The organism is Curtobacterium sp. VKM Ac-1395, from assembly GCF_015350975.1.
Classification (GTDB): Bacteria; Actinomycetota; Actinomycetes; order Actinomycetales; family Microbacteriaceae; genus Curtobacterium.
In genome coordinates this window covers 698,462-713,654 of the sequence record NZ_JADKRX010000002.1, presented here as the reverse complement: position 1 = coordinate 713,654, position 15,193 = coordinate 698,462, and the positions used below count along the sequence as shown (strand labels likewise).

Sequence of the window (15,193 nt, the reverse complement as noted above, 5' to 3'; positions counted from 1 at the left end):
CTCCCTCTCTCTCTTCTTCGGGGGCCGGATCAGCCGTTGGCGAGCAGGGTGTTCATCTTGGTCTGGGCCGTCTGCAGCGCCTTCTCGGGGCTCACGCCGCCCTTCATCGCCAGCGCGATCTGCTGGTCGAGGAAGTCGGTCATGGCCGAGTTGGCCTCGACCGGGTTGAGGTTCTTCGCCGTCTTCAGGGCGTCGTTGGCGAGCACGCGGGCCTTGCCCTCGACGGTGCCGTCGTCCTTGGAGAAGAACGGGTCGGACTGCGACGAGGTGGTCGACGGGAAGATGTTCACCAGGTGCGCGAAGGCCTCCTGGTTCTTCGCGTTCGTCATGAAGGACGCGAGCGCCTCGGCCGTGGCCAGGTGCTTGCTCTTCGCCGAGACGCTGAGGCCCTGCACGTACAGCGGCGGGTTGTCCAGCGCCGGGGAGACGACGATGTTGCCCTTGAGCGACGGGTTGTTCTTCTCGAAGTCGGTGATGGCGGTGGCCCCACCGGTGGTCCAGGCGACCTTGCCCTGCGTGAACAGGGTCGAGTTGCCGAGGTAGTCGGTGTTCAGGACCGAGGAGGGCATGAGGCCGTCCTTGTACGCCGTGGCGTACTTGCTGATCAGGTCGGCGGCCTTCGACGAGTCCGCGAAGGTGAACTTCGTGCCCTTGTCGTTGATGATCTTCACGCCGGCGAGCGAGAAGTCGCTCAGGCCGGGCTTGCGGCTCATCAGGTAGTCGTCCGAGCACTTCTGGTGCATGGTCTCGGCCTGCGTGAACAGCTCGTCGGTCGTCTTCGGCGGGTTGGCCGGGTCGAGACCGCACTTGGTGAACATCGTCTTGTTCCAGTAGTCGATGTCGGTGTTGAGGTACCAGGGGTACCCGAAGGTGCCCTCGACGCCCTTGTAGTTGTAGGCCGCGAGCGCGCCCTTGACGTAGGTGCTCGAGAGCTTGCTGTCGTCCTTCGCGACGTCCTGCAGGAACCCGCGCTTGGCGAGGGGCAGGGCGATGTCCGGCGGCAGGTTGATGACGTCCGGCAGCGAGTTCGACGAGGCCTGGCTGAGGACCTTGTCCGCGTAGCCGTCACCGGGCTGGTCGACGAGCTTGACCTTCGCGTCCGGGTACTTCTTCTCGAAGGCCTTCACGACGCCGTTGAGGTAGTCCGTGTAGGTCGGCGTGAGGGCCCACGTCTGCAGGGTGATCGACCCGGAGACGTCGTCGCCGCCGTTGCCCGAGGAGGTGCCACCGGCCGAGCAGCCGGTGAGGGCGAGTGCCGCTGCTGCGACCCCCGCGAGGACCGCGACGGCGCGACCCGTCGTCGTACGTGTGGTGGTTCTCATCGCTGCGGACTCCTTCGTGCGTGCGGATGGTCGTGCGCGTCGCCGTGGGTCCTGAAGTGCTGAACCGGTTCAGTCCCGACGGCCGGACGACGTGTGGTGTCGCCGACTATCGACGACTAAAGCGCTATAGTCAAGCCCATGGCCAGCAAGCGCCGGACGACCATCGCCGACATCGCCGCGAAGGCCGGCGTGTCCATCAGCGCCGTCTCGTTCGCCCTCAACGACCGCCCCGGGGTGTCCGCGGCGACCCGGGAGCGCGTCCGCGCCGTGGCCCGTGAACTCGACTGGCAACCGCACACGGCGGCACGTGCGCTCGGGGGTGCGAAGGCCGGGTCGATCGGCTTCGTGCTGAACCGTCCGGCCCGCACGCTCGGCACCGAGTCGTTCTTCGGTGACCTGATCTCCGGCATCCAGCTGGGGCTCGCCGGCACCCACGTCGGCATGACCCTGCTCGTCGCCCGCGACGCCGACGAGGAGCTGCAGACCTACCGCGACTGGTGGAACGGCCACCGCGTCGACGGCGTGATCGTCATCGACCCGCGGCACGACGACGCCCGGCTCCGGCTGCTCGACGAGCTCGGGATGCCCACCGTCGTCGTGGGGTCGCACCCGTCCCCTCCGGGGGCCGCTCCCACGGTCTGGATCGACGACTCCGACGCCACCACCACGGTGCTCCGCTACCTGCACGCCCTCGGGCACCGGCGCATCGCCCACGTCGCCGGGCGCCCGGAGTTCGAGCACACGGCGATGCGCATCGACCGCCTGCGGGACTTCGCCGCGGCCGAGGGGCTCGAGGCCGCCGAGTCCATCCCGACCGACTACTCCGCCGAGAACGGTGCCGCAGCCACCCGTGACCTGCTCTCCCGCAGCGTCCGCCCGACCGCGATCGTGTTCGACAACGACGTGCTCGCGGTCGCGGGCCTCGGCGTCGCGAGCGAGATGGGCGTGCGGGTGCCCGCTGACGTCTCGATCGTGTCGTTCGACGACTCCGCGATGATCCGGTTGGTGCGGCCCGCGATCACCTCACTCACCCGCGACACCGTCGAGCTCGGGCAGCGCGCCGCCACCCTCCTGCGCGCGCAGATCGACGCCGACGACCCGCTGCCGTCGCTGCCCGGCCCGCTGCTCACCTTGAGCGTCCGCGAGTCGACGGGCCGCATCACCCACTGACGCCTCCGCTACCCAGCACCCACTGCCCACCGCCTATCGCCTATCGCCCACTACCCACCGGTTTCCTTCTGCGGTCGTGACGGATCCGGTCGGCGATCCTCGGGAACCCCGAACCGGATCCGTCATTGCGGAATCAGAACATCGGGGCATGCCACCCCGTCCCTGCTCTACTCCGCCCTCCGCTCCCCGCTCCCCGCTCCCCGCACCCCGCTCCCCGCACCCCGCACCGTTTCGCGTTTCGATCGTGACCGATCTGGTCGGCGATCCTCGGGGATCGCGAACCGCATTCGTCACGGCGGAAACGAAAGTCCAGTGCGGAGCGAAGATGCGCGCGGGACAGACCAGTGGCGGTGGGCGCGGCGGCCGGGTCGGCAGCGTCGGGTGCGGCGGCAGAACCGGTCAAGGTGGGATCGGGACGTCGGGGAGTGATCGGTTGAGGCGAGGGGTCGTCCGCTCGACCCTCCGAATGACACGGTGCATCGCGGCGACGGACGGGAACCCGTGGTCGGCGGCGACGCGGTCATGGGGCATGCCCGCGGACAGTGCTGCGCGGACGGGAAGCGTCCGGAACCAGCGGGCGAACTCGTCGGGAGTCAGGCCGGTGGTGGCGCGGAAGCGGCGCAGGAGCGTCGACGGTGACACCCGGGTCAGGGCAGCGAGTTCGGGGACAGCCAGGGTCGTGGTGGCCTCGAGGTCGGCGATCGCGTCGATCGCGCGCGTCAGGCTGTTGTCCTGCAGGACCGGTGGACGCCAGGCGCTGAGCACGGTGAGGACGAGCATCCGCGCCAGGGCGTCCTGGTACGGGCCGGGCCAGCGGCGGTGCACCTGCTCGTCGAGGTGCTCCAGCGTGCGGCGGAGGTCGTCGCTGGCGTCGGGGCGCCACACGGTCGTGCAGCAGTCCGGGAGCGCGAGCGCCTCGGGCATGAGCGGTCCGAACGCGGCCGTGCCGTGGTGCACGCCCGTCAGCACCATCGCGACGCCGAGGCCCCAGTCCGGACACGTGCCGGTGACGGTCGGCGGCGGGTGCGCGTGCTGGTCCGTGCCGACCCAGGCCGCTGCACCGGGCACGAGGAGTGCGGCCGTGCCCCGCTCCAGGCGCTCGCGCTCCTCGCCGCGGCCCACCCAGACCGGCTGGGACCGGGTGGCGACCCAGACGTGGTGGACGCGATCCGTCGGGAACCGCAGGGTCCAGGCGGAGCCCGGGTCAGCCTCCAGTTCGGCGGTGTGGGTGACGTCGAGACCGACGGCACCGATCAGGGCGCGGAGCGCATCAGCCATCCACCCAGCGTCACCGGCGCGCGGGACCCGTGGACGGCCACGCGGTGATCTGTGGATCGTGGGTCAGCGGACCTCGGCTGTGGACCAGAGGTACCGGGCGCCGTCACCGACGGGGCGGACCAGGGGTCCGACGAACAGCAGGGCGGCGGTCAGGAACGCGACAGCCTGGCCGGCGGCAGGGAGCGTGAAGAGCACGGTCAGTGCCTCCTGCGAGACGCCGGGCAGCGTGCCGAGCCAGATGGCCAGGCCACCGACGAGCCAGACCGCTCCGGCACTGGCGACGACCCAACCTGCCACTCGCGCGGCACCCGTGGTCCGACGCAGGACCATCACCCCGAACGCGATGACCAGGGCCTGGGCCGCGAGCGCGAGGATCGAGCCCACCGCGAAGGACGCGCTGCCGAGCGGGAGCCAGGTGAGCGCGAAGCACATGACGGACACGGCGAAGCCGAGTGTGGCGCGGTCCCGTCGGCGTCGTGCGGCGAGGGCCACCACGACCGCTGCGACGCCGCCGACCACGGCCCCCACGATGCGCACCGGTGGCTCCAGGTACCACCCGGCGAACACCAGGAGACCGAGCACCCCCGCGAGCGCCGGTGCGAGCGCTGCCACCACCCCGGCGAGCGCGGTCCACTGTTCCTGCCGGTTCGTCGTCGTCGACCCCATGCGCCCAGGGTAGGGCTAACCCCACCCGGAGTCCGGGAGGGGGCAGGATGGGGCAGAGCGTCCGACCTCGCGATGCTGGATCCATGACCGACACCGACCGTCTCGACCTGGCCACCACCGTGCCGTTGGACGACGCAGTACCCCCCGGAGCCACCACGCCCATGCCCGACCTGCCCAGCACGAGCACCGGCGACGACGACACCCCGCCGGGGACGAACGCGCGGCAGTTCTACCGAGAGGCATGGCGTCGGTTCCCCCGGGACTTCGGGTACATGGCGCTGACGGCGGTGCTGCTCTGCACGCTCTACTTCGCGTTCCCCGCGGCGGTCCTCGGCGGCGGGTTCCGTGACCTGTTCAACCCGTTCGTGCTGCTGATGTTCTTCATCGCGCTGTTCGTCGCGCGGTGGCTCGGACAGTTCGAGCGCCTCCGCATCTCGTGGGCGGACCCCAGGCCGATCCGTCCGGTCGACTGGACCCCGCGCTGGCAGCAGAACTGGTGGACGCGGACCGGCTCGGCCGTCGCGAACCCGCACTACTGGCTGTACCTGCTGCACGCGGCGGTCGTCTACCCGCTGGCGGCCCTCGTCACGGTCGGTGCCGGTGCGCTGCTCGTCGTCGGCTTCTTCGGCCCGTTCGTCGCCGGCTTCACGGCCCTGCGCTACGGCTGGCAGGTGAACCAGTGGCTGATGGTGAACAGCCTGGACCAGGGCTGGGCGTGGGGCCTCGGCTTCGCGGCGTGCGTCGTGAGCGTGGTGGCCTCGGTCGTGCTCCTCCCGCTGTGGTCCCGCGGGTCGGTGGCCGCGCACTACTGGATCGACTTCGGGCTGCTCGGCGGCTTCCGCGCCGAGGTGCTCGAGCAGCGCGTGGCCGGGCTGCAGGCCTCCCGGGCCGGTGCCGTCACCGCCGAGGGACAGGCGCTCCGCCAGATCGAGCGGGACCTGCACGACGGCCCCCAGCAGCGGCTCGTCCGGCTGCGGATGGACCTCGCGGCCGCCGAGCGGGCGTTCGACAAGGACCCCGCGGCGTCGAAGCAGCTCATCGCCGAGGCGTCGGAGCACGCCAAGGACGCCCTCGACGAGCTCCGCGCACTGTCCCGCGGCTTCGCCCCGCCGATCCTGCTCGACCGTGGGCTCGTCGCCGCCCTCGAGGCCCTGGTCGCCAGGACCCCGATCCCCGTCGGTCTCGACGTCCGCCTGCCCGACGGGCTGCAGCTCGCGACCGAGATCCAGCGGAACGTGTACTTCACGGTGTCCGAGCTCCTGACGAACACGACGAAGCACGCCGGCGCCTCGACGGCCGGCGTGTACCTCGGGCTCTCCGTCGACGCCTCCGGGGTCTGGTACCTCATGGTCAGCGTGACGGACGACGGCGTCGGCGGCGCGACGACCCGTGAGGGGCACGGCATCCAGGGCCTCATGGGCCGCATGCAGTCCCTCGACGGCGAGCTCACGGTGTCGAGCCCCGCCGGTGGACCGACCGAGGCCACCGCCCGGATCCCGCTCGGCGCGCTGAACGGGGTCCCGACGCCCGCAGCACGATGACGACGGCGCCCTCCGCACGATGAGGACGGTGCCCTCCCACTAGGGTGGGGAGCATGACCGACGGCCCGGATGCAGCACGCATCCGGGCCGTCGTCGTCGACGACGCCGTCCTGATCCGCGAGGGCCTGTCCCGCGTCCTGCTCGAGGCCGGCATCGACGTCGTCGGGCAGCACGCCGACGCGACGTCGTTCCTCGCGACCCTGCCGGACGGCGCCCCCGACGTCGTCGTGATGGACGTCCGCATGCCGCCGACGTTCACCGACGAGGGCGTCCGCGCCGCCGTCGAGACCCGCCGCCTGGCTCCGGGCACCGGGGTGCTCCTGCTGTCGCAGTACGTCGAGGCCACCTACGCCGAGGACGTCCTGGCGTCCGGCACGGCAGGCATCGGCTACCTGCTCAAGGACCGCGTCACCCGGCTCGAGGAGATCGACGACGCCGTACGCCGCATCGCCGCCGGCGGCACCGTGCTCGACCCCGAGGTCGTGACGCAGCTGATGACCCGTCGCCGCGACCCACTCGCCGCGCTCACGCCCCGCGAGCGCGACGTCCTCGGGCTGATGGCCGAGGGCCGCACGAACGTCGCCATCGCCCGCGCACTCGTCATCGGCACCGGCGCGGTCGAGAAGCACGTGTCGAGCATCTTCGCCAAGCTCGGACTCGAGGACACCGGCGAGGACCACCGCCGCGTGCTCGCCGTCCTCGCCTACCTCGGATGACCCGTGTCCCGGCGCCGCTCCTGGCGTTCGCCGCGATCGTCTCCGTCCAGCTCGGCGCCGCCGTCGCGAAGACCCGCTTCGACGAGGTCGGCTCGGTCGGCGCAGCGACGCTCCGCCTGGTGATCGGCGCCCTCGTCCTCGCCCTGGTGGTCCGGCCCCGCGTCCGGCACTGGGACCGCGCGCAGTGGACCGGCGCCGTCCTGCTCGGACTGGCCCTCGGCGGCATGAACGTCTTCATCTACCTGGCCTTCGCGACGATCCCCATCGGCGTCGCCGTGACGATCGAGTTCCTCGGACCACTCACGCTCTCGCTCGTGCACACCCGGCGGTGGCGTGACGTCCTCTGGGCGGTGCTGGCGCTCGCCGGTGTCGTGCTCCTCGGCGTCGGCCCCTCCGCCGTCACCCAGCTCGGCGGCGTGGCCTGCGCCGTCGCCGCCGCCGCGTGCTGGGCCGGCTACATCGTGATGAACCGGCACGTGGGCTCGCTCATCCCGGGCGTCGACGGCCTGGCGGTGTCGATGCTCGTCGCGATGGTGGTGTCGCTGCCGTTCGGCCTGCACACCGCGGTCGACGGCGTCGTGGCCGACCCGACGCTGCTCGTCGTGTTCGGCGCCGTCGCCGTGCTGTCGAGCGTGCTGCCCTACGCCCTCGAGATGCTCGCGCTGCGCCGGATGCCGACACGGGTGTTCGGCGTGCTGCAGAGCCTCGGCCCCGCGGTGGCGGCGCTCGCCGGGCTCCTCGTGCTGCACGAGGCCCTGTCGCCCGTGGAGGTGGTGGCGCTCGCGTGCGTCACCGCGGCGAGCGTCGGCGTGACGGTCTACTCGGCGCGGAGGAAGTCGGCGTAGGTCGGCTCGTGCGCGTCGCCGGAGAGCAGCGCGGGGTCGTTGACACGGCGCTCGACGTAGGCGGCGATGACTTCTGGCGGGGTGAGCACGTGTGCCACCCAGGACGGGACCTCGTGACGGGTCACGGCGCTTCCTTCCGGTCGGGACACTCGCGGGACGGATGTCTTGATCGTCGAGAATCTTCGTGGACCCCGACTGCTTGAACGATCCCGCGTCGCCGGAGCCCTGTCAACCGGGTGCGCTATCCGGCGTCCGGTGCACGCGCCCGGCGGTCGGCGTCGACCCGCAGCACCCGGTGCTTGACGGCAGACCGCCACACCCACGCCTGCGCCTGCTGCCCGAACTGCGCCCACTCCACGAGCACGGCATCGCGGGTCCAGCTCTTCGCGAAGGCCTTCACCCGGACGTGGAACGTCGGGAACTGCACCCACGCCCACACCGGCAGCGGGGTCACCGCGTGGCAGACGTCCGGCCCCCGGGCGTCGTCGGAGAGCGTGTAGGCGTGCGGGCGTTCGACCTCCGGGTGCTCCGGGGGCTGCCACCGGTTCTCGCGACGCCGTCCCACCGGATCATTCGAACGTGTGTTCGAACGGACGTCAAGTCCGGTGCGCCGCGGCGGACACGCTGGAGGCTCGGATCGGCGTGTCGACGTCGCCTCCGACCGCGGACCCCGCCGGAGGCGCGAGGGGCAGGGCCGCTGGGTCAGGAGGCGAGTGCGGCCAGGCGGGCGGCGCGGCGGAGCGCCTGCTCCTCGGGGTCCGGGACCGGGGCGGCCTGGATGAGCCGTCGGGTGTACGGGTCCTCGGGCGCACGGAGGATGGCGTCACACGTCCCCTGTTCGGCGACGCGCCCCTGGTGCAGCACGACGACGCGGTCGCACAGGGTGTCCACGACGGCGAGGTCGTGCGTGACGAACAGGCACGCGAACCCGAGGCGCTCCTGCAGCTCGCGGAAGACGTCGAGCACCCGGGCCTGCACCGACACGTCGAGGGCACTCGTGGGTTCGTCGGCGATGAGCAGCGCGGGGTCGAGGGCCACGGCGCGGGCGATCGCGACGCGCTGCCGTTGGCCGCCGGAGAGCTCGTGCGGGTAGCGCTCCCGGAAGCCGCCGTCGAGCCCGACGTCCGACAGGAGCCGTTCGACGCGGGTCTCGGTGTCCGCGGCCGACAGGCGGAGGATCTGCCGGAGGGGCTCGACGACGGTCTGCCCCACCGTGTACCGGGGGTTCAGGGAGCGCAGCGGGTTCTGGAACACCACGCCGACGCGACGCCGCATGCTCCGGCGCTCCGCACGACCGGCACCGGCGAGGTCGATGCCGTCGACCGACACCGAGCCGGCGGTGATCGGAGCGAGGCCGACCGCAGCGCGGCCGATCGTGGTCTTGCCGCTGCCGGACTCCCCCACCAGGCCGACGATCTCGCCGCGGCCGACGGTGAACGACACGTGGTCGACCGCGCGGAAACGCCGGCGCAGCGCGCCGCCGTACTCGACCACGAGGTCGCGGACGTCGAGGACGGTCGACGGGAGGGGCGTGGCGGGGGCGAGCGGAGCCTCCCGGCCGTCACCGGAACCCAGCCGCGGGACCGCGGCGAGCAGCTCGCGCGTGTAGTCCGCGGTCGGCGCCGCGAAGAGGGCGACGGCGGTGCCGGACTCGACCACCTGGCCGCGGCGCATCACGACGACCCGGTCGGCGATGTCGGCGACGACGCCCATGTCGTGGGTGATGAGCAGGATCGCGGTGCCGGTGCGCTCCCGGAGCGCCCGCAGCACGTCGAGCACCTCCGCCTGCACGGTGACGTCGAGCGCGGTCGTGGGCTCGTCGGCGATGAGCAGGTCCGGGTCGGCGGCGAGCGCCATCGCGATCATCACGCGCTGGCACTGCCCGCCGGAGAGCTCGTGCGGGTACTGCCCCAGGCGGCGTTCGGGCTCGGGGACCTCGACGGCCCGCAGGAGCTCGAGCGCCCGGGCCCTGACCGTCGCCCGGTCGGTGGAGGCGTCGGCGCGGCGGACGGCCTCGGCGAGCTGGAACCCGATCGTGAAGACGGGGTTCAGGGCAGCGGAGGGGTCCTGGAAGATCATCGAGACCGTGCGGCCGCGGACCTCGCGGAGGTGCTGCTCGCCGGAGCTGAGCACGTCGACGCCGCCGATGCGGATCGCGCCGCTGGCGACGGCGCCGTCGGGGGCGATGCCCATCGCGGTCATCGCGGTCATGCTCTTGCCGGAGCCGGACTCCCCGACGACGGCGACGACCTCACCGCGGCCGACGGTGAAGGAGGCGTCGTCGACGGCGCGGACCACCTCGCCCTCGACGTCGAACGTGACGGTCAGGTGGTCGACGACGAGGACGTCCTCGCGCGGCTCGGTCATGGGGTTCCCGTCCCTGGTGCGTCGTCGCCCGTGTCGCGGGCGACCTTGAAGGCCTCCCAGTCCTCGAGCATCTTGCGGTGGTGGCCGTGCAGCCACTGCATGTAGTCGCGCCCGTTGCGCAGGCGCTCGCGGACGGGGGCGTCCACGTCGCCGGGGCCGGTGTGGCCGTCCTGTTCGACGACGGCGAGCCCGCGGGCGATGATGTCCCGCTGCCGGTCGAGGTACTTCCGCTCGCTGGCCAGCCAGCTGCCCCAGACGTCGGTCTCGGCGCGGAAGTAGTGGCTCCGCTCCCCCGGCACCGTGTGGCGCTTGACGAACCCGGAGTCGACGAGCCGCCTGGTCGCCATCGACACCGACCCCGAACTCGCGCCGAGGGCCGCCTGCAGGTCGGCGGAGGACGAGTACGGGGCGCGGGTCATGATGAGGTAGCCGAGCACCCGGGCGTCGGTGAGGGGCATGCCCGCGCCGTCGCCGAGCATCAGCGCGAACTCCTCGACGAACGCCTGACGCACCGGGTCCAGGACGCGGTCGTCGGTCGTGACGGTCTGCTGCTGCTCGGTCATGGTGGTCCCCTCGTCGATCCGTGGTCCGCGCCAGGCTATGCGAGCCCGGCCGCGACCTCCGGAGCCTCGTCGGGGATCGCCCACGGCTCCTCGCTCATGCCGCCGCTGCCGCGGATGCCGGTGACGGTGCCGTCGGCGTCGCGGGTGAACACGATGTCCTCGTCGACGGAGCCGAAGCGGTTGCCGTGGGTCATCCGGAGCGTGTCCGCGTCGACGACCTCGAGCCGGGTGGGCGACTCCATCGGGTCGAGGCCGGAGGGGTCGATCGCGAGCAGCCGGTCGCCGACCCGGACGACGTCGGTGACGCCCCACGGGTTGGCGTAGCGGCCGGTGTACCGCGCGGCGACGTCCTCGGTGACGACGGCGCCGGGCGCTGCCCTGTCGGCAGCGGCGTCGAGCAGGTTGACGATCCCGGTGGCGAGGAGCGTCGCGGGGCCGGCGGCCGAGCTCGTCATCACGGAGACGACCAGGCCGGACTCGGGGTCGAACAGCGACTGGGTGATGTGGCCGGGGAAGCCGCCGGAGTGGCCGCGGACCTCGCGCCCGTTGATCCGGTCGACGATGAAGCCGGCACCGTAGCCGCGGGCTGCCGGGTCCTCGTCGGAGGCGCTCCACGACTTCCGCTGCGCCAGGCGCTTGGAGTGGTCGCTCAGCAGCTCGCCCTGCCCGAGCACGTGCGCGGAGAAGTACTTGACCAGGTCGGACGCGGTGCCGTGGAAGCCGGTCGCCGCGGCCATCGCCCGGGTGTCGACGTGGGCGATGCGCTGCCGGTGCCGTGCGACGTGGAAGCCGGAGTAGCCGACCACGAAGTCGTCCTCGCGCGACGGGTCCCAGTCGGGCCCGGTGTTCCGCAGGCCGAGCGGTTCGACGATCTCCTGGCGCACGTAGTCGTTGTAGCTCCGCCCGGACGCCGCGGCGATGACGAGCCCGAGGAGCGAGTACCCGAGGTTGGAGTAGTTGAACGAGGAGCCCGTCGGCACCTTCTGCCCGCGGTCGAGCACCAGCGCGAGGAGCTCGTCCTCGTCCGGGAACGGCCGGGCGAGGGACCAGTAGTCGCCGTCGTGGCCGTCGCGGATCACACCGGCGCCCATCTCCATCAGCTCGCGGACGATGGCGTCGGCGATCGGCGACCCGCCCTCGACGAGTGCGGGGACGTAGGTGCCGACGGTGTCGTCGAGCCGCAGGGAGCCCCGTTCGGCGAGGAGCAGCAGCGCCGTCGACGTGAAGGTCTTGGAGTGCGAGGCGATGCGGAACAGGTCGTTCGTCGTCAGGCGGCGGCCGGCCTCGACGTCGGCGTGGCCCCACGCCTCGGAGAACAGCTCCTCGCCCTGGTACCCGATCGCGACCTGCACGCCGGGCACCCGCAGCTGCCAGACCTTGTACGCGACCCAGTCGCGGATGGTGGGCAGCGTCGTGCGGTAGGCGGTGCGGGTGGCCTCGGTGTCGGTCACGGTGGTTCCTTCCAGGAGAGCAGGGGGTTCGAGTCCGGCGTCAGCGGCGACGCGGGTCGAGTGCGGCCCGCAGGGTGTCACCGAGCGCGATGACGGCGAGCACGGTGACGGCGAGGAACGCCGCGGGTGCGACGAGCATGTGCGGGGCGCGCAGGAACTGGCTGGTGGCGGCGGAGAGCTGCAGCCCCCACGAGATCGCCGGGCTCTCGAGGCCGATGCCGAGGTAGGTCAGCGACGACTCGGACACGATGACGCCGCCGACGGTGATCGTGGCGAGGACGAGCAGCGGCGAGATCGACGACGGCAGCACGTACCGGGTGGTGATCCGCCACGTGGAGAGCCCCATCGTGCGGGCGGCCAGGACGAACTCGGCGTTCCGGACCCCGCGGACGCTCGACCGGACGAGCCGGGCCATCGTCGGCCACCCGAACAGCGCGAGCACGAGCGACACGGTGAGCACCGACCGCTCCCCGACGCTGTTGAGCACCACGACGGCGCCGAGCAGGAACGGGAAGCCGAGGAACACGTCGGTCAGGCGGGCGAGCACGGCGTCGACCCAGCCGCCGACCATGCCCGCGACGGTCCCCACGACGACGGCGACCATGCCCGCGAGCACGGTGGTGAGCACCGCGACGGCGATCGACGAGCGGGTGCCGTACACGACGTTGGCGTACACGTCGCAGCCCTGCAGGTCGAAGCCGAACGGGTGCCCGGCGGCGGAGCCGTCCCCGCTCCGGCCGAGGTCGCAGACGCGGGGGTCGCCGTGGCCGAACAGCCCGGCGAACAGCTGCGGGAACGCGGCGATCGCCAGCACGAGGACGAGGACCGACGCGGGCACCCAGAACCCCGGGGTGCGGGCCGCGGCGGCGAGGGGGCGGCGCTTGACCCCGACGACGGGGTCGACGGTCGCGGCGAGGGCGGAGGTGGTCATGCGGCGGCTCCCGATCGGACGCGCGGGTCGAGGGCGGCGTGCAGCAGGTCGACGAGCACGCTCGTGACGAGGAACACCAGGATGAGGGCGGTGGAGATCCCGACGACGACGGCACCCTCGTGCGAGCGGATGCCCTGGAACAGCAGGTTCCCGACGCCGGGCAGGTTGAAGATGCCCTCGATGATCACCGTGCCGCCCATCAGGTAGCCGAGGTCGGTCGCCAGGTACGTCGCGGTCGGGATGAGCGAGTTGCGCATCACGTGCACCCCGACGACCCGGCCGGGCGTCAGGCCCTTCGCGCGGGCGGTCCGGACGTAGTCGGCGTCGAGGGTCTCGATCATCGAGGTCCTGGTGAGCCGGGACACCGCGGCCAGGCCGAACAGCGCGATGACGAACGCGGGCAGCACGTACGCGGTCGGCCAGCCGGCGGTGGCGCCCGCGACGGGGAACCAGTGCAGCCGGACCGAGAACACGAGCTGCAGGGCGACGCCGAGCACGAAGACCGGGACGGCTCCGACGACGATCGTGCCGACGAGGACGGTCTTGTCGAGCACCGTGCCGCGCTTGAGCGCCGACAACACCCCGAGCCCGATGCCCAGGACGATCTCCAGCGCCCACGCGGTGAGGGCGAGCGTGATCGTCACCGGCCAGCGCGAGGCCATCTGTGCCGCGACGGGCTGCCCGGTGAAGTCGGTGCCGAAGTCGCCGCGGAACAGCCCGCCGACGTACTGCACGTACTGCAGCCACAGCGGCTGGTCCAGGTGGTACTCGGCACGGAGCGCCCGCACGACCGACTCGCTGAGCGGCCGGTCGCCGCCGAGCGCCCGGATCGGGTCACCGGGCAGCGCGAAGGTCATCGCGTAGATCAGGAAGGTCACCCCGAGGAAGACGATGACCAGGCCGCCGAGTCGCCGGCCGACGGCGAGCGTCGGACGCATCACGCGCCTCCCGACCGCTGTGTGGCGACCATGGCCGGACGGGAGGCGCGTGCCGGGTCCGCCACGTGGCTCGCGCAGGCGAGGATCGCCCCGTACTGCACCCCCACCAGCGTCCCCACCGGGATCGGCGCGGCGTCGGTCACCGCGCCCGCCTGCCAGAGCGCGTACCGCTCCGCGAGGTCGTCGCGGAGCCGCCGGAGCGGCGCGGACGCCGTGCCGGCGGTGGTCTCCGCCTCGAGCGCGCGGAGCAGCATGCCGCCGTAGCGGAGCCGGAAGCAGCGCACCAGGTCCTCGCAGCCGAAGCGCTCGGCGACGGTGGCCATCCGGTCCGCCGGTTCGCGCTCGGCCCGGGCACGGTCGGTCTCCGGGGTCGCGGTGAGCATCGGGATGAAGGCCCGCGAGCCCTGCAGGAAGGGCGTCTCGATCGTCAGCATCGGCGACGCGGCGTCGAGGACCCGCTGGAGCTCGGCCCCGGAGCCGCCGAGGTCGTCCGCGCACCGCCGGAGCAGGTCCGCGTAGGACTCGTCGGTCGGGGTCTGGTCGTCGGCGTCGGGGTGGCTCCAGTACGGCAGCTCGGCCACCATGCACAGTGCGCCGTGACGGAGGGCCCACGCGGCGCTGGACGCCCCGTGGATGTGCTCGGCGGGGTCGACACCGAGGCCCTCGAGGTAGTCGTGGACCTCCTCCACCCCGTCCATCGCGAACACCGCCGGGGCGAGCTCTCGCAGGTGTGGCGACTCCGGCTCCCCGGTGTCGAGCGGCAGCCCGAGCGCCCGGGGCACCGCGTGCAGCACGTCGATCACGTCGGGCAGGTCCTCGGAGAGGTAGTAGTAGACGCCGCCCATCTCCCCGTTGTGCAACGACACCAGCAGCTCCGGTTCGGTGTCGTCGATGAGCCGCATGAACGCGAGCGTCTCCGGCAGCACCTGGTCGAAGTACACCGACTTGTGGTTGTTCGGGAACGTCCACTCCACCTGGCTGTCCGGAGCCGGCCGGTAGAAGTGCCGCGAGTAGAAGACCCGGTCGTACGGGTCGTGGAACCAGGCCTCGTTGAGCCGCATGCCGTCCGGGTCGATCGTCGGGACGATGTGCCAGGTGACGTCGAGCGCCGTGGCCTCCGCGTCGTCGCCGAGCATCGTCTCGGCGAGGTGCAGCGCCGTCCACGAGCCGATCGGTTCGTTCGGGTGCACGCCGCCGACGATGACGGCGGCGTGCGACCCGGTGCCGATGCGGTAGCTGTGCAGGGGTTCGCCGAGGCGGCTGGTGCCGATCCTGGTGACCGTGACCCGGTCCGGGTGGGCCGCGGCGAGCGCGTCGAACCGGGCGTGCAGGTCGTCGACGAGCGGGAAGCCGTCGTGGTCGGGGACCTCGCGGACGAGCCGCAGGATGGTGTCGCTGTCCATGC

Annotated in this window: 15 protein-coding genes; 4 read left to right on the top strand and 11 right to left on the bottom strand. The window is 72.2% G+C overall.

Going from position 1 to position 15,193, the window contains the following annotated elements:
* Nucleotides 1-29: 29 nt before the first annotated feature.
* Complete coding sequence (locus ITJ68_RS07980) at nt 30-1,322, bottom strand: ABC transporter substrate-binding protein (RefSeq protein ID WP_194660699.1); 1,293 nt, start codon at nt 1,320-1,322, stop codon at nt 30-32.
* Between the two features lie 138 nt (nt 1,323-1,460).
* Between ITJ68_RS07980 and ITJ68_RS07975 the strand changes: the two genes are divergently transcribed.
* Nucleotides 1,461-2,492, top strand: coding sequence for a LacI family DNA-binding transcriptional regulator (locus ITJ68_RS07975; RefSeq protein WP_194660698.1), 1,032 nt, complete (start codon nt 1,461-1,463; stop codon nt 2,490-2,492).
* A 399-nt stretch (nt 2,493-2,891) separates the two neighbouring features.
* On the opposite strand, the gene ITJ68_RS07970 is transcribed toward ITJ68_RS07975, so the two are convergent.
* Both ITJ68_RS07970 and ITJ68_RS07965 read right to left on the bottom strand, forming a co-directional pair.
* The gene (locus ITJ68_RS07970; protein WP_194660697.1) at nt 2,892-3,770 is read right to left on the bottom strand and encodes an AraC family transcriptional regulator; all 879 of its coding nucleotides are present in this window, start codon (nt 3,768-3,770) and stop codon (nt 2,892-2,894) included.
* Between the two features lie 63 nt (nt 3,771-3,833).
* A complete protein-coding gene (locus tag ITJ68_RS07965; RefSeq protein ID WP_194660696.1) occupies nt 3,834-4,436 on the bottom strand; it encodes a hypothetical protein in 603 nt (200 codons plus the stop codon).
* Between the two features lie 83 nt (nt 4,437-4,519).
* On the opposite strand from ITJ68_RS07965, the gene ITJ68_RS07960 reads away from it, so the two are divergent.
* From ITJ68_RS07960 to ITJ68_RS07950, 3 genes are read left to right on the top strand one after another with little or no spacing between them, the layout of a single operon-like run.
* The gene (locus tag ITJ68_RS07960; RefSeq protein WP_194660695.1) at nt 4,520-5,977 is read left to right on the top strand and encodes a sensor histidine kinase; all 1,458 of its coding nucleotides are present in this window, start codon (nt 4,520-4,522) and stop codon (nt 5,975-5,977) included.
* A gap of 53 nt (nt 5,978-6,030) precedes the next feature.
* Nucleotides 6,031-6,693, top strand: a complete 663-nt coding sequence (locus ITJ68_RS07955) for a response regulator transcription factor (protein WP_194660694.1) — start codon at nt 6,031-6,033, stop codon at nt 6,691-6,693.
* On the top strand, nt 6,690-7,538 hold the full coding sequence (locus tag ITJ68_RS07950; RefSeq protein WP_194660693.1) for an EamA family transporter: 849 nt from the start codon (nt 6,690-6,692) through the stop codon (nt 7,536-7,538). Before ITJ68_RS07955 ends, ITJ68_RS07950 begins: the two co-directional genes overlap by 4 nt.
* Here ITJ68_RS07950 and ITJ68_RS07945 read toward each other — a convergent pair.
* The 8 genes from ITJ68_RS07945 to ITJ68_RS07910 form a co-directional block, all read right to left on the bottom strand.
* Nucleotides 7,511-7,663 carry a hypothetical protein gene (locus ITJ68_RS07945; RefSeq protein WP_194660692.1) on the bottom strand — a complete coding sequence of 51 codons (153 nt, stop codon included), beginning with the start codon at nt 7,661-7,663 and terminating at the stop codon, nt 7,511-7,513. The two genes, ITJ68_RS07950 and ITJ68_RS07945, sit on opposite strands and share 28 nt — an antisense overlap.
* A gap of 116 nt (nt 7,664-7,779) precedes the next feature.
* Nucleotides 7,780-8,103 carry a hypothetical protein gene (locus ITJ68_RS07940; RefSeq protein ID WP_194660691.1) on the bottom strand — a complete coding sequence of 108 codons (324 nt, stop codon included), beginning with the start codon at nt 8,101-8,103 and terminating at the stop codon, nt 7,780-7,782.
* A gap of 137 nt (nt 8,104-8,240) precedes the next feature.
* Nucleotides 8,241-9,905, bottom strand: coding sequence for a dipeptide ABC transporter ATP-binding protein (locus tag ITJ68_RS07935; protein ID WP_194660690.1), 1,665 nt, complete (start codon nt 9,903-9,905; stop codon nt 8,241-8,243).
* Complete coding sequence (locus ITJ68_RS07930; protein WP_194660689.1) at nt 9,902-10,468, bottom strand: GbsR/MarR family transcriptional regulator; 567 nt, start codon at nt 10,466-10,468, stop codon at nt 9,902-9,904. The genes ITJ68_RS07935 and ITJ68_RS07930 overlap by 4 nt, the downstream gene beginning before the upstream one ends.
* Before the next feature lie 35 nt (nt 10,469-10,503).
* Nucleotides 10,504-11,919 (bottom strand): serine hydrolase, encoded by a 1,416-nt coding sequence (locus ITJ68_RS07925; protein ID WP_323743249.1) that lies wholly within the window; start codon nt 11,917-11,919, stop codon nt 10,504-10,506.
* Between the two features lie 40 nt (nt 11,920-11,959).
* Complete coding sequence (locus ITJ68_RS07920; RefSeq protein WP_194660688.1) at nt 11,960-12,850, bottom strand: ABC transporter permease; 891 nt, start codon at nt 12,848-12,850, stop codon at nt 11,960-11,962.
* Complete coding sequence (locus ITJ68_RS07915; protein ID WP_194629019.1) at nt 12,847-13,788, bottom strand: ABC transporter permease; 942 nt, start codon at nt 13,786-13,788, stop codon at nt 12,847-12,849. Before ITJ68_RS07915 ends, ITJ68_RS07920 begins: the two co-directional genes overlap by 4 nt.
* Complete coding sequence (locus ITJ68_RS07910) at nt 13,788-15,191, bottom strand: M14 family zinc carboxypeptidase (RefSeq protein WP_194660687.1); 1,404 nt, start codon at nt 15,189-15,191, stop codon at nt 13,788-13,790. The genes ITJ68_RS07915 and ITJ68_RS07910 overlap by 1 nt, the downstream gene beginning before the upstream one ends.
* Nucleotides 15,192-15,193 lie beyond the last annotated feature (2 nt).